13 protein-coding genes are annotated in these 22,034 nt (G+C 46.8%); 1 reads left to right on the forward strand and 12 read right to left on the reverse strand.

What is annotated here, in order from left to right; genetic code table 11:
• Window positions 1-84 precede the first annotated feature (84 nt).
• The 5 genes from DMI82_RS05880 to DMI82_RS05900 all read right to left on the reverse strand — a co-directional run bounded on the left by DMI82_RS05880 (window position 85) and on the right by DMI82_RS05900 (window position 6,777).
• On the reverse strand, window positions 85-1,014 hold the full coding sequence (locus DMI82_RS05880) for a glycosyltransferase family 2 protein (RefSeq protein ID WP_021651914.1): 930 nt from the start codon (window positions 1,012-1,014) through the stop codon (window positions 85-87).
• Window positions 1,015-1,085: 71 nt separating this feature from the next.
• A complete protein-coding gene (locus DMI82_RS05885) occupies window positions 1,086-2,426 on the reverse strand; it encodes an LCP family protein (RefSeq protein ID WP_022426970.1) in 1,341 nt (446 codons plus the stop codon).
• Between the two features lie 18 nt (window positions 2,427-2,444).
• Entirely contained in the window at window positions 2,445-3,848 is a 1,404-nt protein-coding gene (locus DMI82_RS05890; protein ID WP_022426969.1) for an undecaprenyl-phosphate glucose phosphotransferase, read from the reverse strand.
• Between the two features lie 108 nt (window positions 3,849-3,956).
• Window positions 3,957-4,913, reverse strand: coding sequence for a glycosyltransferase family 2 protein (locus tag DMI82_RS05895; RefSeq protein WP_110102803.1), 957 nt, complete (start codon window positions 4,911-4,913; stop codon window positions 3,957-3,959).
• 4 nt (window positions 4,914-4,917) lie between these two features.
• Entirely contained in the window at window positions 4,918-6,777 is a 1,860-nt protein-coding gene (locus DMI82_RS05900) for a glycosyltransferase family 2 protein (RefSeq protein WP_110102804.1), read from the reverse strand.
• Between the two features lie 181 nt (window positions 6,778-6,958).
• On the opposite strand from DMI82_RS05900, the gene DMI82_RS05905 reads away from it, so the two are divergent.
• The gene (locus DMI82_RS05905) at window positions 6,959-8,206 is read left to right on the forward strand and encodes a D-alanyl-D-alanine carboxypeptidase family protein (RefSeq protein WP_110102805.1); all 1,248 of its coding nucleotides are present in this window, start codon (window positions 6,959-6,961) and stop codon (window positions 8,204-8,206) included.
• 109 nt (window positions 8,207-8,315) lie between these two features.
• On the opposite strand, the gene DMI82_RS05910 is transcribed toward DMI82_RS05905, so the two are convergent.
• The 7 genes from DMI82_RS05910 to DMI82_RS05940 all read right to left on the reverse strand — a co-directional run bounded on the left by DMI82_RS05910 (window position 8,316) and on the right by DMI82_RS05940 (window position 22,018).
• Window positions 8,316-9,755, reverse strand: coding sequence for a DUF2142 domain-containing protein (locus tag DMI82_RS05910; protein ID WP_242981817.1), 1,440 nt, complete (start codon window positions 9,753-9,755; stop codon window positions 8,316-8,318).
• Between the two features lie 11 nt (window positions 9,756-9,766).
• Window positions 9,767-12,214, reverse strand: coding sequence for a glycosyltransferase family 2 protein (locus tag DMI82_RS05915; protein ID WP_110102806.1), 2,448 nt, complete (start codon window positions 12,212-12,214; stop codon window positions 9,767-9,769).
• Entirely contained in the window at window positions 12,190-17,829 is a 5,640-nt protein-coding gene (locus DMI82_RS05920; protein WP_110102807.1) for a glycosyltransferase, read from the reverse strand. The genes DMI82_RS05915 and DMI82_RS05920 overlap by 25 nt, the downstream gene beginning before the upstream one ends.
• A gap of 14 nt (window positions 17,830-17,843) precedes the next feature.
• A complete protein-coding gene (locus DMI82_RS05925; protein ID WP_110102808.1) occupies window positions 17,844-19,166 on the reverse strand; it encodes an ABC transporter ATP-binding protein in 1,323 nt (440 codons plus the stop codon).
• Window positions 19,167-19,298: 132 nt separating this feature from the next.
• A complete protein-coding gene (locus tag DMI82_RS05930; RefSeq protein ID WP_110102809.1) occupies window positions 19,299-20,105 on the reverse strand; it encodes an ABC transporter permease in 807 nt (268 codons plus the stop codon).
• Window positions 20,106-20,116: 11 nt separating this feature from the next.
• Window positions 20,117-20,674: a dTDP-4-dehydrorhamnose 3,5-epimerase gene (gene rfbC / locus DMI82_RS05935; RefSeq protein WP_015527414.1), complete on the reverse strand. Its 558-nt coding sequence runs from the start codon at window positions 20,672-20,674 to the stop codon at window positions 20,117-20,119.
• Between the two features lie 27 nt (window positions 20,675-20,701).
• Window positions 20,702-22,018 carry a D-alanyl-D-alanine carboxypeptidase family protein gene (locus tag DMI82_RS05940; RefSeq protein ID WP_110102810.1) on the reverse strand — a complete coding sequence of 439 codons (1,317 nt, stop codon included), beginning with the start codon at window positions 22,016-22,018 and terminating at the stop codon, window positions 20,702-20,704.
• Window positions 22,019-22,034 lie beyond the last annotated feature (16 nt).

Genomic DNA, 22,034 nt, shown 5'->3' on the forward strand with positions numbered 1-22,034 from the left:
ACATTTATTTCTCTTATAAAAGACAGTTTAACAGGGAATTGTGTTTAAACTGTGATATCTCTTTTAAAAAACCGTGACCTGCTCTTATTTGTTCTTTTTCCAGTATTCCGGATTCATGGTGCAGGAGCGGATCATTTTTTCAGGGAGCTTTTTGTATCGTTTTCCGAGAAAATATCCGGCGTATTTGGAGACACTTTGCAAAAACAGTCCGGGGATCAGCCATATGTGGCCTGTTTTCAGAAGATATGCCATGCTTTTTTTTACCAGCCGGATGCCCTCACCTTCGGAAGGCACTCCTTCAAAAACCTCCGGATGCTCCGCCTGGGAAACTCCCAGATCAAAATTCCTGTGGAACTGCTGCATACAGGTGTAATTGTGAGAATGATATACACGCGCTTCTGATACATAGGCAACTCCATAGCCTTTTTTTACCATCCAGCCTGCATAGATCATATCTTCATTAAAAATAGCATGCTCCGGAAATCCACCAATCTCATCATAGATCCTGTGATCATAAGCAGCACAGACGTTGGAGCAGAAATATGTTTTGATCCCGTAGGTCTGTACATCTTTTTCCGTTTTCAGACAGGACTGTTCCGGATAATTAAAGGAACGGGTATATTTTTCCAGAAATCTGCAGTCCTTTTTTGGAAGCTGACGCGCATAAGCGGCTCCTGCCTGTGGATTCTCTGCAAGAGCTCCTACCAGTGCTCCGATCAGTTCCCTGTCTGCCGGCATTGCATCCTGTGTCATAAATACAAGGATCTCCGCATCCGAAAGCTCTGCCGCCTGCCTTCTGGTACCGCCATGGTCAAATTCTTCTTTTGTAAGATGCCGGACTTCCACAAGCGGATATTCCTGTTCCCAGGTCTCTTTCCAGAATTTCTTTTCTGTATTCATGACAAGGATCTTATTGATAGGATATTTCTGTGCGCTGAGTCTTTCCAGCAGTTTTTCAAATTCTTCTCCCGGACGGTATGCCGGGATGATCACGTCTGTTTTTAATGTTTTCATATTTGTCTCCTGTCCAGAAAGGACCACCCGTTACTGGATGGTCCCTTCTGCTGGTTGCTTATTTTGATGTTTTATTCATTCTCCGAATAATCTTCTCCGTCGGTATAATCGCTATAATCCGTATCGGAATCGTCCGTATCTGTGCTGTAATCGTCTCCGGAATAATCCGTATCTGTGCTGTAATCGTCTCCGGAGTAATCCGAATCATAATCTGTGTCTGTGCTGTAATCAGCATCATCACTTGTGTCCGTACTGCTGTAATCTGTGGATGTATCTCCCTGCCACGTGTACGAATCATCCGTTGCGTCATTCGGTGTATCTGTCACCGCAGGTGCAGTGTCCTGCACGTCGCCTCCGCCTGCGATATTTGTGATCTGGGCACTTCTGTTGAGTACATCCTGCGTCGGAGTGTAACTGGTGTCTCCATACAGAAACTGATGCATCTTCAGAACATTGGATTCCAGTGTGGTAGGTACGATAACGCTGCCCTTTACCTGGGCAAATTTATAATCATTGGGGAAGCCTGTAGTTTCATCAATACTGTAGCCGATCATAGCCGGGATCATCTTCAGGATCTCTGTTTTGGAAACAGAAGTTTTGACCATCGGGAATACTTGATCCATAATATCAAAGATAGTGGAAAGTCCTGCCTTTTTCGCCTTATCTACGATCATCTGGATCACTCGTCTCTGTCTCTCGGTACGTCCCATATCAAGACTTGCAGTATAACGGATACGGCAGTAGGAGGTAGCCTGTACACCATTAAGATGATAGGTATCTACGATTGCTTCCTCATCCTCCGGCTTCGGATCCGGCAGTTCGATCGGTGTGTAGCTCTTTCCGGTTTCCTCTGATGTCTCCACACAGTAATTGTTCATATGAACGATCTCCGCATAGGAAAGAGGGATGTCCAATCCTCCGAGGCAGTCTACCACAGTTACCAGCGCATTAAAATCAATGGCAACATAATCTGTGATATTCAGATCCAGATTCGTATTCAGCATGGAAACCGCGTTGGTCGGTCCGCCAAATGCATATGCCGAATTGGCTTTGGAATAGGTATCATCCTTTACATTGAGAAGGGTATCTCTATAGACAGACACAAGTTTGACTGCCTTCGTATCATTGTTGATACTCGCAATGATGATGGTATCACTGTTCTCTGTATTCAGCTTCTCATTCTTGCTTCTGTGGTCCAGTCCGAACAGTGCATAGGTGGTATATCCCGTCATCTGCGGTGCCTGATCATTAGTTACAATATCCTGGTCTGCAAGATCTGTTTCCTGGATGTCGATCTTATCCAGTTTGGCTGAGATCTGACCATAAACGAACAGACCTCCGATAAACAGGAGCAGTACGACGATCTCCAGGATAAATAAAATCTTCTTGCTTTTTTTCCGAGGTTTTGACATCTTTTCCTTTTCCCCTTTTTAGTATGCGTTCTTATTAATAAATCCTTTGAATATGGTAAGAAACATGATCTTTATATCAAATCCCACAGACCAGTTTTCGATATAATACAGATCACACTCTATCCTTTTTCTGATAGAAGTATCTCCACGATAGCCATTTACCTGTGCCCACCCGGTAAGACCCGGCCGCACCTGATGCTTGACCATATAACGTGGTATCTCCTCCCTAAACTTTTCTACAAAAAACGGCCGCTCCGGTCTTGGTCCCACAAGACTCATCTCACCCTTCAGAATGTTAAAAAGCTGTGGAAGCTCATCCAGACTGGTATGACGCATAAATTTACCGATTCCGGTAACTCTTGGATCGTTCTTTACTGTCCACGCCTTTTTTTCTTCTGATTCTTTCTGGATCTCCATGGAACGGAATTTATACATCCGGAAAGTCTGATTATGAAGCCCGACACGTTCCTGCTTATAGATCAGCGGTCCCGGCGAAGTCAGCTTGATCAGCATACACAACACCAGCATCACCGGTGAGGACACAATGATCGCAACGATCGCGCCTGCAATATCCATAGATCTCTTGATCAGTGCATTAAACGTGTTGCTCAGGGGCACATACCGGATATTGATCACCGGAAGCCCGAGAATATCTTCTGTATATGGTTTGGTCGGAATAATATTATTATAATCCGGAATAAATTTTGTGTGCACGCCGGATTTTTCACAGAGTGCAACGATCTCTTCCAGACGATAATACTCACTTAAGCCCAGGGTAATGGCTATTTCATCCAGACGACTGGATGGAAGGATGATCATCAGATTGGCGATTCGACCGATCACCTTAACGCCCTTATAAGTAGTGCCTGCCGGCACATTGTCATCCAGTATGCCCCTGATCACATATCCCCATTGCGGATTCTGCAGGATCCTGTCTACATATTCCTCGGCAGCACGGCTGTATCCTACCAGCAGCACCTGTTTCTGGTTCATTCCTTTTTTGCGCATATCCCGGAGAATGTAAAATATGACCATACGCACAAACCATTCCAGGACGATATTGATCACACAGAAAGAAACCAGAGTAAGACGGGAATAGTCCAGCTCTTTAAAATTGTAAAGTGCAAACATGATGATAAGGAGCCCTAACGCATTTGCCTTCACAATTCCGGCAAGTACGAGACGACGCCCCTGCATTCGCATCGGTGTATAAAGATCAAAGGCCTGATAAAGAAGTAAATATCCCGGAATAATGAATATCAGCATAAACATATATTCCTGGACGGTCTTGGACTGGACCGCCGAATGTTCAAAAATTCCCTGAAAACGGATCAACCAGGCCAGGGCATAGGAGGCCGCGATCACAAATACATCGATCAGCATATGGAGACGACTGAAATTTTTCTGGTTGTCTTTAATCAATTTCCGCCACCTCATTTAAGTTCATTGCTTTTATCTTATAATAGATGAAACTCAAAAGCAATAAAATCTTCCCTCCGAAATATAAAAATTCTGTGAAAATATGATGTCTTAACCGGCAAAACGCCTAAAAATGTTGATCCAGAGTTCAAACTGGAGCTGTATATAACGCGGAAGATTCCTCATGGAAAATCTGACTTTTTTGTTTTTGCGGCTGATCTGAAAGCCGTTTTTGATGCCTGCAAGGTACTCACGTCCGAATCCCTTGGATGCAAAAAACAGGATCTTCGCACCGAATCCCACCAGAAAAAACGGAAGGTTCAGCACGATCTGGAGAAACGGCATATTCTTATAGATAAGATAAATATTGTTTCTGGAAGAATACCGGATCTTGAACTGATTATATCTGGAGCCGCTGGTGCCGCTTCCTACATGATAAACCTTCGCTTTTGGAGCATACCAGTTCTGATAACCGCAGATCCTGGCACGATAGCCGATATCCAGATCCTCCAGATAAGCAAAATGCTCCTCATCAAAATCTCCGATCCTGTCAATAAATTTCTTACGGTAGATCGCAGCTCCCGCACAGGTGGAAAAAATCTTCTGCTCTCGGTCATAATGGCGGATATCCTTGCCTTTTCCCCTGGCAAAAGCCCAGCCAAGGGCACAGTAATAATTTCCAGCATCATCCATCTTGTCCCTGTCATGAAGCTGGATCATCTTTGCCTGACAGGAAAATGCCTTCTTATGTCTGCGCAGGGCAGCAACCATCTCCTCCAGGAAATCCGGTTCCGCTTCCGTATCATTGTTCAGAAGCAGCACATATGGGGAACGTGCCGCACGGATCCCTTCATTGACGGCTCTGCTGAAGCCGTAATTCTCCGGAAGCTGTATCATGTGTACCCATGGATATTCCGCTGAAACAAATGCACAGCTGCCATCAGTGGAACCATTATCCACTAGTATAACCTCAAAATTATGGATAGTCTGTCTTTCAAGACTGGAAAGAACACCATCCAGATATGCCATTCCGTTAAAGTTTGGTATGACTACTGATACTTCCTGCATTGCTTTATCCCTTCTTCTTTCCCATTCCCGGAAGGGGCTTCAGGGAATAATTCCATTTGGTTAAAGAAAGATTTTTGTTATAGTATGGATCTCCTTTTTTCAGGATATCCAGCCAGTGACAGCGCATGTATTCAATCTCCGTCTGGAAACGGCGGACCTTTTCCTCGCTGTCCTCAGTGCCTCTTGACTTGGATTCGTAATGATAGAGCTTCACATACGGATCATAGACGATCAGATGGCCGTGGCTTCGCACCTTCAGACAGAGATCCACATCATTAAACGCAACTGCAAGCTCTTCCGTAAAGCCTCCTGCCTCCAGAAAAACTTCCTTCTTCATCATCATACATGCTGCAGTCACACAGCTCATATCCTGCAAAAGAGAGGCCTTATGGAGATATCCGGTACGCTCTGCCGGCATATTCACAAACATGTTCCCGGCAATTCCGCCCATTCCCACCACGCAGCCTGCATGCTGAATGGTGTTATCCGGATAGATCAGCTTGACGCCAACTGCACCTGTTTCCTTACGCTGGCACACGCTCAGCATCTCTGACATCCAGTCCGGATCGATGACCTTTACGTCATTATTCAGAAAAAGCAGGTAATCTCCTTTGGCATGGCGCACCCCGAAATTGTTGATGGCAGAATAGTTGAAGCCTTTTTTCCAGCGGATCAGATGGACCCTGGGATCCTCCGAAAGCTTTCTGTAATACCGAAAGATCTCTTCGGAGCTGCTGTTGTTCTCCACAACGATGATCTCGTAATTTTTGTAGGCAGTTTTTTCAAAAATGGATTCCACGCAGGCCTGAAGCGTTTCTTTCTCCTCACGGTTCGGAATGATAACAGAAACCAGATGTTCTCCCTGCACCGGATACTTCACACGGTAAAATCCAAAATCCGGAGTATGCTCCACGGTTCCCGGAGTTCCGGTCCGTTTGAGATTCCCCTCAATGGCACGTCTGCCGGCTTCAAAAGCATACATCTTGCTTGCCGGATTATCTGCTGTGGAGGATTTGTGGGTCCTCCAGTGATAAAGGATCTCCGGTACATGGACCACTTCCCTTGCCTGCTCCACACAGCGGAAAATGAAATCATAATCCTGGGCGCCGTCAAATTCCCGGCGAAATCCGCCCACTGTCTGCACTACGGAACGTCTTACCACCAGAAAATGGCAGATATAATTATTGGATCTTAAAAGATCCAGGTTAAAGTCCGGTTTCAGATGGGGCTGAAAATGTTCAGAAAGATCTGTCGTGACCTTATCCTCATCTGTATAGATCACATCCGCCTCCGGATGCTCCTCCAGTGCCGCCGCGATCTCATACAATGCATTAGGTGCCAGCAGATCATCATGATCCAGAAGTGCGATAAAATCACCCTCTGCCATGGCAAAAGCTACGTTTGTATTTTCTGCAATGCCAAGATTCTCTTTCAGATCCTGATAGCGGATCCTCCTGTCCATCTCTGCATAGGATCTCAGCACAGTCTGCATGTCCGGATCCTCCGGGCTTCCGTTTGCCAGACACAGCTCCCAGTTCTCATATGTCTGTGCAAGGAGAGAGTCCAGCATCTGTCTTAAAAAACGCTCCGGTGTCAGATATGCAGGTACCACAATGCTGATCAGCGGCCCATCCGGAAATTTGCGTTTCCGCTGCTTCTCCAGTGTTTCCTCGTCAGGTCTGTATGCCTCATACCATGGTCCGTAAGGAACCTCTTCCGGTTCAAAACGCTCATGAAGCCGGATCCAGAACTCTTTCAGGCCATAATGCTTCAGGTATCTTAAGCCCTTCTGTACTGTATAGGGGGAAAGCTTCTTTATAAGTCTGTCCCATTGGATCTTTCCTGTAGAATCATCTTTACTCATATATTATCTCCGTATTACTCAGTTTGATGTTACTGTTCACTCTGTTCTCAGTAACAGTTTGATGAACATATTTTACCATTCCATCATTTTTTTTGCAAGGAAGAGAGGAAATGTGTTATACTGAGTTTACGTATGTATTGCTTACATAAGAATTATTTTTTATACAGGAGTACCATTTATCATGAAAAAATCAAGAATAACCACAGCGCTTCTGGCTATTGGGATCTCCGCTTCCATGGTGTTCCAGACTCCAGTTTTCGCCACAGAAGGAACCGCTGTTGCTGCATCCTCCGGTATTACCACCAATGGGATCAGCGGCTGGCCTCAGGGGCCTGAGATCACTTCCGCATCTGCTGTGATCATGGAAGATACTTCCGATACGATCCTCTATGCCAAGGATATGGACACCACGCTTTCTCCGGCCGGCGCAGTTAAGATCATGACCTGTCTTCTGGCACTGGAGAACAGCCAGCTTGACGATCAGGTTACCATGACAGAAACCGGTGTATCCGGTGTTACAGACGGAGGCGCTCATATTTCCTCACAGCTCGGAGAGGTATTTACCATAGAGCAGTGTCTTTATGCTCTGATGCTGGCCTCTGCCAATGACATTGCTCTCCAGGTCGCAGAACAGATCGGCGGATCTGTGGATGCCTTTGTCCAGAAAATGAACGACCGTGCCAAGGAGCTAGGATGTACCAATACGGTATTCACCAATCCTACCGGTCTCCCGGATGACAACCAGCATACCACAGCACATGATCTGGCTCTGATCATGCAGGCGGCTATCCGTAATGACAGCTTCCGCACCATCTCCGGAGCCACCTCCTATACGATCCCGGCTACCAATGTTTCCGGCGGTACCCGTAACCTGACAAGCTCTTTTACCATGACAGATCCTGCATCCGCTTCCTATTATGAAGGATGTATCGGCGGTCGTGAAAGTACCACCACTGCTTCCGGAAGCGTTCTTGTCACAGCTGCACAGCGAAATGGTACTACTCTGATCGCAGTAGTCATGAACGGAGCGACCGGTCAGACAGCCAACGAAGCGATCTCACTTCTGGATTACGGTTTTTCCAATTTCCAGCTTCTGAATCTCAGCGAGGATGATTTTCACATCCTGTCCGGCGGCACTGTAATGGTTCCATCCGGTGCGACCGCAGACGACCTGACTACGGAAGATACGGAATCTGATGGTCAGATCTTACGCACCTATTCCTTTGGCGGAACTCAGGTGGGAACTGCAGTTGTCGAGGATTCCTCCCAGGAAAGCTCCTCCGATGTACTGGAAAATGATGAAAACATGGATTCTGCAAAAGCTTATTCCGAATCCAGATCCCAGATCCCGTATTTTGCCATTGGCGGTGTGGGCATCCTGCTCCTTATCCTTCTGCTGTGGCGCATGATCCGGATCATCCGTTCCTGATCTTGGTTCCCAGGCAAATATATTTCAGAATCAAAAAATCCCTCCTATGTACCGGTCATATCCGGATACATAGAAGGGATTTTTTTCTGCCATCTCACCCATCGGGGTGTCAGCCATAAAACGGAACTACCAGGAAGATATAGCATAAAAACGGCGAAGCAGCCAGAAGTGCTGTCAGGACCCGGTATATCCACATTCTGATATTTTCTTTTTTTACAAAACGCTCAAGCAGACGATTCCAGCCGGCTGTCACAAAATACATGGCCGGATACAGTGCCGGCATGATATAACGTCCCTGTGCCTGGTTGTCACTATAATATACATAATACATAAACAGCCCAACAGGGATCAGGATCAGAAGGATCAGCAGCAGATGAAAGATCCCTTTTCTGTCCCATTTATCGTACACGGTTATTGTTTTTATCTTCAGCTTTTCACTTCCTGCTGCTTTTCGTTCTTTTACCACAGTACGTTTCTTCGGATAAAACATTCCCAGCATGGTTAAAATACCGATCCCACCCATTCCAAAGAACAGGAAATATGCCTTGCTCACATTATAAGGCATATAGATCTGCATCAGACCAAAGGTTCCGATAAAGCTTACCAGTACTGTCAGCAGCCAGTTATGCTGCCAGCCCGGGTCCTGATACAGAAGGATATCCTTCCATGACCAGTTCAGCTTCTCCGGTGTAGGGTATCTGGACGGCCTGTAATCAACAGCCGCATATTTTTCCGCACACAGTGCACAGGCTTTTCTTCCGATAAGATCTCCGTCATAGAGAACGGCATTTCGTATAAACCACCAGCCGCATAAGGCAAAGGTTACTGCCGCGATCACGATCCCTCTCCGGAACAGAAATGCAACTCTCTGTTTTACCGGCTCTTCCCTGCACAGAAGGACTGTCAGGCAGAAAAACAGAAAGCTGCATAAGATCCATCCGTAGGCATTATAGTAGGACAGTGCACAGACTGCCATTCCAACAGCCAGAAGGATCGAATTTCTGAAACTCCAGTCTCCCGCTTCCAGACAACAGGACCAGGAATACAGGAGCATCGCCATGGATAAAAGTGCCAGGGAATCCGTATTTACATAAGTCCCCAGAAACAATGCCTGCGGCATAAAGCCTGCCAGTGCGGCAAACAGCCATCTTCCTTCTTTCGGAAAAAGCTTTCCGGATGCTTTCACCACAAAATATACCGCTCCAGTCACAAAGAGCACATCTGCCATCCTCGCCGCATGGAGTAATCCGTCTGCAGATGCATGGAACAGACCTGCGATTCCCATAAATACAGCAGATACCATATAGGAAAGGATCGGATAATAGGCATAGGAAATCCCCCATGTCGCATCACGGATGGTTGGCTCATCTCCAAGAGGCAGCTTTCCCGGATGCTCATGAAGATACTGTGCCACCATGTAGCGCATTTTTTCATCGGGGCCTGCCCCCAGGGGCTGCATGAACGCCCATGCAGTCAGGAGCAAAAATGCTGCCAGGACAAGAACCCCTGCCTGAACTCTCTCATCCTTCCAGATTTTTTTCTTTTCCAAAATATAACCTCCTATATCCGCTTCAGAGAAAAATCCTGGCTCTCCAGTGTAAGGTTCGGATTATAGTAAGGATCTCCGTCACGGAGGATCTCCGGCCAGTGCTTCTCAAAGGAAGCGATCTCGCGGTTAAATCTTGCCACCTTCTCCGGTGTATCCTCAAGACCTCTGGATTTGGATTCATAGTGATAAAGCTCCGCATAAGGATTGTATACAACCAGATATCCGGCTTTTCCCAGACGAAGGCAGAAATCTATGTCATTAAAGGCAACCTGGAATTCCTCACTTAATCCGTGAACCTTATCAAAGGCCTCACGCTTCACCATCATGCAGGCTGCGGTTACAGCGCTGTAATCCTGGGCACAGATGATCCTGTGGCAGTATCCGGTAGCGTCTCTCTTCTGCTGCACAAAGCAGTGTCCCGCAATGCCGCCGAAGCCAACGACTACTCCTGCATGCTGCACGGTATCATCCTCATAATAGAGCCGCGCTCCTACAGCTCCCACATCCGGTCTCATACAGTATCCCAGAAGCTGCTCCAGACAGTCCGGGCTGATGATCTCCGTATCATTGTTGAGAAGAAGCAGATAGTCACCCTTAGCATGAGCAGCTCCGAAATTATTGATAGCAGAATAGTTGAAAATACCATCCCAGTACACCACATGGGCTTTCGGATTGGATGCTTCCAGCTCTTTATAGTAAGCAAAGGTCTCATCCTCCGTACTGTTGTTCTCCACGATCACATACTCATAATTGCGGTAAGTTGCCTTTTCTTCGATGGAATCAATACATCTCTTCAGATCATCGATGTGATCCTTGTTTGGGATGATGATGGAAATCAGCGGTTTTTCCTCCCAGAGGAATTTTGTACGGTAAAGTCCAAGATATTCACCTTTTTCGATTTCCACCGGAACTCCGAGCCTGTCATAATGAGCCTTGATGGCACGTGCTCCTGCATCAAAGGCATACATTTTGCTTTCCGGATTCTCTGCTGTGGAATCCTCATGGCATCTCCAGTGATAAAGGATCCTGGGGATATGATGGATCTGCTCTCTTCCCGCAGCTTCCACACAGCGGAACACAAAATCATAATCCTGTGCACCGTCAAATTCCTTTTTCAGCCTTCCGATCTGATCCACGATCTCTTTTTTTACGACAAAAAGATGACAGATGTAGTTTACTGTACACAAAAGATCAATATTGAAGTCCGGTTTGAAATGCGGCTGAAAGAATTTGTGCCCGTCCATGGACATCTTATCTTCATCGGAATACAGAACCTTAAGCTCCGGATCCTCATTCAGCGCTTTCACACACTGGAACAAGGCGTCCGGCGTCAGCTCATCATCATGATCTGCAAACACGATAAAATCTCCTGTTGCCGCTTTCATGGCCGCATTGGTATTCTCTGCGATCTGAAGTGCCTGGTCGTTGCGGATCACACGGATCCTGTCATCACTTTTTTCCAGCCTGTTCAGATAATCGGTAAGAGGAGAATCTGCTCCGCTTCCGTCGGAAAGACAAAGCTCCCAGTTCCCGTAGGTCTGGGCTTCTATGGAATCTACCAGCTGCTGTAGATATTTTTCCGGTGTTTTGTAAAGCGGGATCACAATACTGAATTTTGGATTCCTGGAAAATTTCGTTTTTCTTTCTTCTGCAAGCTCTGCCTTGTCCGGCAGATGCTTCACGATCCATTTGGAATAATCCACCGGACGGTTTTTACGGTCCAGCACCTTTCCAAATACCTTTCCGGTAAGGGCTGCTGCCCCGTGAAGCTTCATGTAACGGCTTCCCTTACGGAAATATACCGCAGCTTTCTCCGCAAGGCGCTTCTGTGGCTGCAGATGTACCAGACGAAGCGTCCGCACATTGCCTGCCTCAAATACAATGTAGAATTCCTTCACACTGTCATAATGGAATTCAAAGAAAAAACCGCTCTTCTCATCGATTTCTGTTTCCTGGTACCGATTCTGTACATCCACACGTTTCAGTCTGGTGATCTCGCAGGGGATTTCCTTCCGGCTGCGATCCTCCAGGCGTATGGTCAGGGGGCTGTTAAAGGCTGCCCAGCCACGGACACGGCAGATCTTTTCCCCGGCTTCCACCTCGATGCTCTCAATAAAGTACTGCGGTTTTCCCTGTTTCCTGTAAAGCTGTGCTGCCGAAACAGAAAACCACCGGATACGTTTTTCACCCTTTACCGCATAAACAACAAGCTTCTTTTTGCCCTCCAGATCCGGCAGGCAGATTTCCATCTGCACACGTTCTCCGTTTACCAGATCCAGATCCTTAAAGCGCTCCAGGGCGCTGACACGCTCCTGGGCACTGATGGCTGCCGGAAGCTTTTCCCCGTCAAGAACGGCTTCCGGCTTATAATCCTTCGGCCAGGTTCCCTGAAGATGATACAGAGAACTGTCCTTCAGGTCAAACCTGTCCTTTTCTACTTCGTATAGCTCTCGCTGCATAACAATTCCTCCATTGCATCCTTTCCGGTATTTACTGTAAGGTAATGTTCCATAACCTTCTGATGTGCGGCCTCACCCATGGCTTTTCTGGCCTTCTCATCAGTAACCAGAGCTTCCAGGGCATTGACCCACTCTTCTTTTGTGGTACACATCCAGCCATCTTTTCCGTTTTCGACCACGTATTCCATCTCACAGTTACGGCTCATGACACTCGGAACCTTTACAAGGGCAGCCTCTGTCCACTTATTCTCGGATTTACACCAGTGGAACAGGCTGTTCTCCAGTGGCATCAGATTGATATCAAGTCCTGCGATCACGGCAGGCAGCTGTCTCCAGTCCATAAACGGAAGCTTCTCAATGCGGTTCTGCACCAGCTCCATTCCGGATTCATCCAGCACACCCACTAGCTTCAGATAAACCTCCGGGTGGCGCTCCATCACCTCCAGAAGTGCTGCCTCCACCTGGGCAAAATCCTGATCATGCGTTTTGGAACCACTTAAATATCCGATATAGATCCGGTCTTTAGCCTTGTCTGTCTGCTCCACAGCCTCGTGAGACAAGATCTCCATCTCCATACTCATACAGTTGCGGTTGATCACCACCGGTTTTTCCGGAAATTCTTCCCGGATCTCTCCTGCCAGTGTCTCCGTAGATGTAAAATATCCGTCGCAGAATCCCATACATCCGCGGATACGGTCTGTAGTTGTGCGGAAGTCACTGTACTCGCTTCCCTTCAGGAAATGCAGCCCGGAAATTTTTTCGTAATTAAATACCAGGTCATCCACATCATAGTAAACAGGGATTCCGGCTGCTTTCGCCCGGTTGGCAAGCATTTCTGCTTCCATCAGCTTGCTGCAGCGGTACATCACGATCGCTGTATATTCCTCGATCTTTTCCTGCTCTGCCTGATCTATCTGGATAAACTTCGATGCATAGCCTTTAAGGATCAGCTGCTCCCGGAAATGCTCCACACGATATCTGGAGGCAAAGGAAATCTCCTCTCCTACGAAAAGAAGCCTGCGTTTTTCCACAGGGAGCTCACTTTCGCCGAGAGTTTTCCACAGAGAAATCATCTCTTCCACAATATTCTCCGGCTTCTCATCTTTCAGGACAAGGCCCTTGGCATAGCGTTTCACACGTTCTACAGGTGCACCTACCGGAAGTACCGCTACCGGAAATCCCATGGAAATGATCTCCGAGGTTGTGTAGGAGAAGGTCTCCGGCCATACGGACGGGATCAGGAACATATCAATATCCTGCTCCAGGGTAAGTCTTGGGATCTCCTCTCTTATATATCTTCCTGTCTGGGAAAATACCGGACTTTCGATCTCTTCGTCGGAAGTACCGATCAGTCTCAGACGGATATTCAGTTCATTCTCTTCGATATATCCTGCAAGCGCCTTCACAACCTCCAGGCCTTTTTTGTAGCAGAGTACGCCGATAAGACCAATGTTAAAGGTCTCTGTGGTTTTTTTATTTTTTTTCACTGCCGGAAGGTAATGGGGTGCATGCGGGATCACATGGAGATTGTATACATCCGGATAAGCACGCTTGAACAGCCTTGCCGTATCATCGGAAAATGCACGGATCTCATCACAGTTTGACAGAAATTCCCGGAATTTTGTACGCCAGAGCGTTCCGGTTCCGTATTCTGTGCAGGCATTGCTGCGGTTATCCGGAATACATTTATCGCAGACCTCACAGGATGGAACACCACAGTATTTTCCTTCTGCATCGATCAGATTCACTGCCGGGCAAAGGGCAAAGAAATCATGAAGAAGCATAAGGAGCTTCGCACCCTGCTCTCTCTTAAGACGCAGGATACGTTCCAGAGTTCCGTAAAGATCCTGATAGGTCACAAGCTCGTTGATCCAGATCTCATCCACACGCATCAGCTCACCAAGGGCAGTTTCCAGATCATTTGCAAAAAATTCCATCTCATACTGCTTATACTGATACGTAAAGTAAAAACGATTGCTTACGATATTATAGCGGATGGTCACAAAACGGTATCCTTCCCGCAGAGCCAGACGTCTTTTTTCCACAAGATAAGCCGTTGCACCGCCGCCAAGATCATGGTCAAAGGCCACAATGGTAGGCACATCCAGCTTCCTGTTGAGAAGCTTCATTTCCACGTAGAGTCTTACCGGACGAAGCGGGTCTCTTCTGCAGTAATCCGCAGTATCCTTGTTGTAATCCGGATGCTTGCGGAGCAGCGCCTCACTGTGCTCTTTCAGAAGTCTCTGCTTTTCCTCAGACGGGAAACTTCCACCATGCTTGTGATATACAAACAGGTTATCCACATGCACGTTCTCATAGCCTGCAGCTATGGCACGCTGGCACCAGTCATTCTCCTCACCGTAGCCTTTTCCGAAATTCTCCTCATCCAGAAGGCCAACCTCCTGGATTGCTTTCAGGTTCATACCCATGCAGAAGCCCACACCGGTAGGCATAGCCGGATACTGCGGACGGATCATGCGGAATTCATCATCGATCTCCCACAGCGGCATTCCCTCAAACAGTTTGTTATCCCGGCAGAAATCCGGGAAGCTGCAGATGGTTCCGCAAGTGGTAAACGGTGTAGTGGTTGCAATATTTTCCTTTGCAAAGATCGGAAGCATCAGGCGCTCCAGCCACTCTTCCGGAACCTCCACATCTGTATTTACAAGAGCCACATGATTTTCCGCCATCTTTAATCCACGGTTTACAGACGGAAGGAAGCCCATATTGGTCTCATTATTCAGAAGTACCACATTGTCATGCTCTGCGGCATATTTTTCCAGATAGTTTCCTACTTCAGGATCCGGACTCTTATCATTTACGAGGATCAGACGATATGGAACCTTTGTCTTTTCAATTCCGGAAAACAGGGCATCAAAATACTCCAGTCCGTTGTAAACCGGCACGATCACATCCACCTTCTGCTGATAGACTGCCTGTGGATATGCCTTTCTCGTGCTGCGTACATGACGCTGTTTGAAATGGCGAAGATTTCCGATACTCTTCGGATCTTCGATCGCGTATACCAGAAGCTCTTTCTGATCCCTGGTTCCCGGGATCTTTCCGATAAGGAATCTTCCGGTATCCGCTGCGGTTCCGTATTCCAGGAAAACAGAAGTCTCTGCCGGCGCAAGAACCGTTGCCAGGAAAGAAAACCCGGCACTTTCCGCATCCGGATTTCCAATGGCATTAGCCACATCCGTACGGTAGATCGTAGTACAGGAAGCCTCCTGAAGCTTCTGTGTTCCCTGATAAAATGCGATCCTTGGCTGTCCCATAGACGCAAACGTCGGATCAAAGGCCCAGCCAATGGCATTTAAGGTGCCATTCTCATAATGGAAGAAATCAACACTGCCCATACAGGTAGGAGTTGTCTCCACTCCCATCACTGCCGCCGGCTCTGTATGATAGCGAAGAACCTTTTTGACCAGTCTCTTTACCTGCGCTTTTTTGCCTGGATGACGAAGGGCCTCTTCCTGCGCACGTGCTGCTTCCTCTGCAGCTTGCTTTGCGGCACGTTCAGCCTCTTTTCTGATACGCTCCTGTTCTCTTCGTACTTCCCGCTCTTTTTCAAAGGCCAGAAGCTTTTCCACATCCGGAAGCTCAAGGCAGTCAAGTTTTCCCTCTATTACGATCCTGTCCACATTTTCCGGGTGCGTAACATCGATAAGATAAAAGCCATCGGTGGTAAAAAACGCAGTGGTACTGTTATCCACCTTCATATGGACACCCTGAGGCACAAGCTCCGCACTGCATCCGCAATCCAGACGCTCTATCCTCACTTTCAGGAAATGACCGTTTGCAGGATTCCAGCGGAGATTTCGTATTCCTTTGATACCGGAAAGCGCAAACTCTACCCGGAAACGGTTTCCGGAAAGTTTTCCCTCTGCATAAAGTGTATGCTCTTCACAGAATCCCTCACCAAGATCATAGTACAGCTTGCTGTGCATCTGGTGCTTTTCTCTTTCTCTGTTCACCAGCTCTGTTACGGAAACCGGCACTTTTTTCTGTTCAAACGGGATCAGGGAACCGCAGCCCACATACTCATAGACGAAATGCATGGTCCAATCCATAAATATCTCATAGTCTGTATAGCTGATGTCAAACTCCGCCATCATCTCATCCTCATGACATAACCGCGGCAGCTCAGAAACATGTGTATACAGTTCATGGATCAGGCGCCACATGATAAAATTCACAGGCACAGGGAAATCAAACATCCACTCATAATCTATGATCTGATTTTCCTTTTCTCCCATAAAGATGTTGCTGCAGATCAGGTCCACATTGGCCGGGCAGACACATTCGTAATCCTCTCTTCCCGGATGATCACCAAATACCTCGCGGAACTCTCCGGTCCTGTAATCCACAACCTGACGAGCCCCGAAAAATTCCTGATAGAATTTTTTAAGAAGGGCCTTGATCTCTTCAAGATCTTCTTTCTGGGCAAGCTCTGCGATTTCCTGGTGAAGAGTTTTTCCAGTAAGGAGCGGATAAGAGATCTTTCCGTTTTCTGCCCTGCAGGGAAGATTCTTGTATTTATCGGATCCAGTACTCTCTGTTCCGGTTTTTTCCAGTTTTTCCACAAATTCCTCAGCCTGGGGCACCATAGCCTCTTTTTCCGCACGGACCTCTCCGTTCTCCCGGACGATCCTGGTCAGAAGACGGAACTTTTCTTTTCGCTCCTGGTTCAGCTTCACATAAAGGATTTCCTCCGGGTCCCGGTTTTCGGTACGTCCTGCCTCCACAAGAAAAGAATTCACAAAGCTGTCCAGGATCTTCTCTTTTTCGAAGGCCTTTACGCCTTCACTTTCTGCAAAAAGATCTGCTGTCTTATCTGTGTATACAGGATAGCTTCTTCCGTAGGAATTGGTATAAAGGCTCTCATCTGTAAAAATCTCTGTCGGAAATTTATAATCCGGATACGGGTAGTAAAAGCGCAGAAAAGGAAAGCCGCTGTTTTCCAGCAGCTCTCCCAGTTCATTCTTGGAAAAGGTGCGCACAGACTGATTTCCCGGATATCCATTGATCCCGAAAAAATGAAGATCTGTGTGATCCTCCGGTGCTCCGGCAAAGTACTTCAATCCCAGTCTGTTCTCAATGGCGATCAGAAGTCTTCCCTCCGGCTTCAGATAAGCGCCCATACGCTGAAGAAATGTCTCGTAAGGAGTTTTTCCCTCGGTAAAGCTCATGGCATACTCCAGCACACCGTTTACTACCACATAGTCGAATTTTTCCGGAAAAGTCATGTCATTCAGGTTTCCAACCATGATCGTCAGATTTTCCTTATCCCTGTTTCTCGCATAATTGATATCTGCCCGACGTTTGGAAAGCTCCACGGAAGTCACATGACCGGCCTTGCGGCAAAGCATTCCGGTAATGGCTCCGCATCCGGCTCCGATCTCCAGAACGGAATCTGCCTTTTTCAGAGGATACCAGCTTAAGATATTCTCCCGCAGCCCTGAAAAATGGTAGACCATTGGAAAACTTACCTCTTCCTCCGGCAGGTCTTCAAAAGATTTGCCTTCCTGTGCCATTTTCAGAAGTGTTTCCTCGATATCCCCATCGGAATAATGATCCTTCGCCGTATAATAATCTAAATTCAACTCCGCCATAGTCGTTCCTCCACTTATTTCACAGATACTTTGGAAAACAGATCAAAATATCCTACTGCTTTCTTATCTGTGATCACGGTCAGGTTACACACATCGTAAAGACGATGAAATACGGTAAAATCGCCGTCTTTATATCCGGTGCAGCCCAGACACAGCATATATTCCCCTGCCTCCAAAGGCATCACCTGTTTGAAGGTGATCTCACGGACATCGCCTGCCTTCTGCGGTTTCAGAGGCGTATGTTCATACATGGTATTGGTTCCTGTGATCTCGGTGCCTTTCAGATCTTTCAGGGTAAATGCAAAGATCGGATCGCTGACATCTGCCTGGAACTTCACTTTCATCTGAACGGAAAATTCCTTGCCTTTTTCGATCACATTGGTGATCATTCCTGTATCATCCCGGATGGCAAAATCCACGATCTCGCCAAGCTTACTGCCGTATTCCAGGACCTTGGGATTCAGGTTCAGGCTGTCCTTCATAGCTTTACCGTTTCCGGTATGTGCTTTCAGTGAAACGTCTGCTCCGGCTGCCTGATTCTCCGTCGCCTGTCCCTCTTCTGCATCGTCTGTGTTTTCTTCCAGATCTGCATCGTCATACTGATTGACCAGCACACGACGGTAAAGATTGACCATCTCCTTGGCACCACCCTCTGCAAGCTTCTCACCTTTGTTTAGAAGCACAACACGGTCACAGTATTTTCCGATGCTGCTCAGGTCATGGCTTACAAACAGAATGGTCTTCCCCATTTCCTTGAACTCTTCGAACTTCCGGTAACATTTTGCCTGGAAAAATACGTCACCTACGGAAAGAGCCTCATCAACGATCAGGATCTCCGGATCGATATTGATAGCTACCGCAAAAGCCAGACGCACGAACATACCACTGGAATATGTTTTTACCGGCTGATAGATAAAATCACCGATATCTGCAAAATCAAGAATAGACTGCAGCTTGGCATCGATCTCTTCTCTGGAAAAACCGATCATGCTTCCGTTGAGATATACATTTTCAAGTCCGGAATATTCTCCGTTAAATCCGGCTCCCAGCTCCAGAAGCGCTGAGATCCTTCCGTTTACGGCTATTTCTCCGGCCGTAGGCGAAAGTACGCCGGTGATGATCTTCAGGATCGTGGATTTACCGGAACCATTTGTTCCGATAATTCCCACTGTTTCTCCCTTATGCACCTGAAAGGATACATGGTTGAGCGCATAATGCTCTTTATATTTCTTTTTTCTGGATAATCCCAGAGACTCCTTAAGACGATCCATAGGATTATCGTAAAGCTTGTACATCTTACTGACATCATTTACTGAAATCGCAATATCTTCTGCCATTTTCAACCTCACTTTTGTGTAAATCGTTCACTCTCACAATCTGCCGCCGTTCTGCTTTTTATCCTTACAGAGCAAATCCCCCATGGGAACTGTCCGGTCCGGATCAGGCGGATATCCGCCATCCGCATTCAATTAAAGCACATCTGCAAAATGCGGCTTCAGACGTTTGAATATCACAGATCCCAGTCCGAAAAGCAGGATCGTAACTACCCAGAAATAGATCGTCCATGAAACATGGTTCCAGATCCCGATATGACCAAGCATGGAATCACGGTAGCCCGTAACTACATAGTACATCGGATTCAGCTTAAACAGCTTGATCAGCCATGGATGTGAAGAAAGCATATTGATATCCCACATGATCGGTGTAAGCCATACACCCACCTGAAGAAAAATACTGATGATCTGGGTCAGATCACGGAAAAAAATGACGATCGCACTTGTAGCATACACAAGTCCCAGTACAAAAAGGAAGGTGCAGACAGAGTAATAAATGATCTGCAGTGTATAAAGGCTTGGTGTATATCCGTAGCATGCACATAAGATCAGTGCAAAGGCCACAAAGAAAACATGCACGAAAAGTGCGGAGATGATCTTTACGATAGGAAGGATGCTGATCTTGAATACAACCTTCTTCACAAGATAATTGTATTCGATCAGGGCATTGGTTCCACCGTTTAATGCATCCTGGAAGAAAAACCACGGCACGATACCGGATACCAGATAGAGTACAAAAGGGTAATCCGATACCGTTCCGGCCTTCAGTCCTACGGAAAATACAAACCAGTAGACCAGGATCGTTACGATAGGCTGGATAAATGCCCAGACAATACCAAGATAGGATCCTGCATATTTTGTTTTGAAATCATTTTTTGCAAGGCTTAAAACCAGCTTTCGATTCTGGTACAGCTCCGCCGGCAAAGCTAATATTTTCTTCATTCTGCAATTCCTTATCGATTCTTATATTCCTCGAAGCTTCCCCACTTCTGGTCCTTGTCGGAGAAAATAAGCTCCATGCCTTCCGGGATCGGCCACTCAACGTTAATGTCCTTGTCATTCCAGATCAGTCCGCCCTCATCGTTTGGATGATAGAAATCAGAGCACTTGTAGGTGAACTCTGCATTCTCGGAAAGTACTAGGAAACCATGAGCAAATCCCTTAGGAATAAAGAACTGTTTCTTGTTTTCTGCGGAAAGGACTACACCATACCATTTTCCAAAGGTCTTGGAGCCTTCACGAAGGTCAACCGCAACATCAAACACTTCTCCGTTTACCACACGTACCAGTTTATCCTGGGGATAGCTGATCTGGAAATGAAGTCCGCGGAGAACACCGTAACGGGAGCTGGACTGATTGTCCTGAACGAATTCCACATCAATGCCTGCTTCCTTGAAATCGTTATAATTGTATGTTTCCATGAAATATCCTCTGGAATCACCAAATACAGTTGGCTCGATCACTTTCAGTCCTTCAATATCTCCGCACTGTGTTACTTTTATTTTTCCCATTTTTTCTTTCTCCTTTTCTGTTTTGATTTATTTGTGATGTTTCTTTTCTTTTATTCTGAGAGCCGCAAGAAGGGCGATCAGGATCAGGATCATCGCTGCCATGATCATAAGAAGGATCTTACGCAGGGCAGGAATGCTCTTTTTTTCGCTGGAGTCCTCTCCGGCTGTACTCTTCTCTGTTGTTTTGCTGTTATCTTCCTCTGCTGATTCTGTGGAAGCTTCCACTTCGGAGCTGTCCGCTTCCTGGCTGTCCTCTGCCGCCGCGGTCGGTTCCGGTACCGGTGTATCAGTTGCCTGTGCAACACTTGCGGTACCGATCAGATAATCTCCGAAATAGTAACCGGTTTCTGTTTTCCCATTGGTATTCTCTGACTTCTCGGTAAGGGAATTCAGCTCCACCCCTTTTGGAAGGAATACATAGCCGCCATTTACTTCTGTTTTTGTGAAATTCTCAAATGCGTAATTAAACATAGCTGTACTGTCCATACAGGAATTGGAAAGCTCTGTTCCACGCATAGTCACTGCAATATATGTGGTATTATCTCTGGTCACTCCTGTGACAAGTGTATGCCCTGCCGCAACGGTAGTTCCGGTTTTTCCACCAATGCAGCCTTCATAGTAAAATCCGCTTTCCGGTGCAAACATAGGATGATGGGTATGCAGGATCCTCTGCTGGCTGTTCATATTTGTAGGCTGGATGATATAGTCCGGTGTGCCCACGACCGTACGGAATGTTTCATTTTTCAGGCCTTCTCGGAAGATCAGCGCCATATCCCGTGCTGAAGAATAATGATTATCATCCGGAAGTCCGCTGGAATTTGCAAAATGTGTATTGGTACATCCGATCTCACTGGCGCGCTGGTTCATCATATCGATAAATGCCTGCTCTGTCCCGCCGATATGCTCTGCGATCTGTGCCGCAACGTCATTGGCAGACTGGATGATCAGAGCATGAAGACAATCCTCCATAGTCAGGACTTCGCCCACCTTTGTGCCGATATTACTGGAATCTGCCGTAACATTACGCACCCCGGTCTCTGTAAAGGTCACCTTCTCATCCATGGTGGAGTTCTCCACTGCCACCAGCAAGGTCATGATCTTGGTAATGCTGGCCGGATATCTCTGTTCATCTCCGCCCTTGTTATAAAGAACAACTCCTGTGTCTGCATCCATCAGGATACCGGTATCTGAGGTAATATCCGGTCCTGCCGGCCATCCCTGGATCTGGTTGGTGCTGATATCATATTTCGCATTCAGATCCACTGCAGCCATGGTCTGTAACGGCAGCATCAACGCCACACTGACTGCTGCGAAAACTGCCAGTAATTTTTTTGTTTTTTTCATAGCTCTCCCCTTCTTC

The organism is Blautia sp. BCRC 81119 (assembly GCF_003184505.1).
Lineage (GTDB): Bacteria > Bacillota > Clostridia > Lachnospirales > Lachnospiraceae > Blautia_A > Blautia_A fusiformis.

Excerpts from the sequence above, each read along its gene's own strand:
- DMI82_RS05880 (WP_021651914.1), bottom strand. The coding sequence starts at position 1,014 with ATGAAAACATTAAAAACAGACGTGATCATCCCGGCATACCGTCCGGGA.
- DMI82_RS05885 (WP_022426970.1), bottom strand. The coding sequence starts at position 2,426 with ATGTCAAAACCTCGGAAAAAAAGCAAGAAGATTTTATTTATCCTGGAG.
- DMI82_RS05895 (WP_110102803.1), bottom strand. The coding sequence starts at position 4,913 with ATGCAGGAAGTATCAGTAGTCATACCAAACTTTAACGGAATGGCATAT.
- DMI82_RS05900 (WP_110102804.1), bottom strand. The coding sequence starts at position 6,777 with ATGAGTAAAGATGATTCTACAGGAAAGATCCAATGGGACAGACTTATA.
- DMI82_RS05905 (WP_110102805.1), top strand. The coding sequence starts at position 6,959 with ATGAAAAAATCAAGAATAACCACAGCGCTTCTGGCTATTGGGATCTCC.
- DMI82_RS05915 (WP_110102806.1), bottom strand. The coding sequence starts at position 12,214 with ATGCAGCGAGAGCTATACGAAGTAGAAAAGGACAGGTTTGACCTGAAG.
- DMI82_RS05920 (WP_110102807.1), bottom strand. The coding sequence starts at position 17,829 with ATGGCGGAGTTGAATTTAGATTATTATACGGCGAAGGATCATTATTCC.
- DMI82_RS05925 (WP_110102808.1), bottom strand. The coding sequence starts at position 19,166 with ATGGCAGAAGATATTGCGATTTCAGTAAATGATGTCAGTAAGATGTAC.
- DMI82_RS05930 (WP_110102809.1), bottom strand. The coding sequence starts at position 20,105 with ATGAAGAAAATATTAGCTTTGCCGGCGGAGCTGTACCAGAATCGAAAG.
- rfbC (WP_015527414.1), bottom strand. The coding sequence starts at position 20,674 with ATGGGAAAAATAAAAGTAACACAGTGCGGAGATATTGAAGGACTGAAA.
- DMI82_RS05940 (WP_110102810.1), bottom strand. The coding sequence starts at position 22,018 with ATGAAAAAAACAAAAAAATTACTGGCAGTTTTCGCAGCAGTCAGTGTG.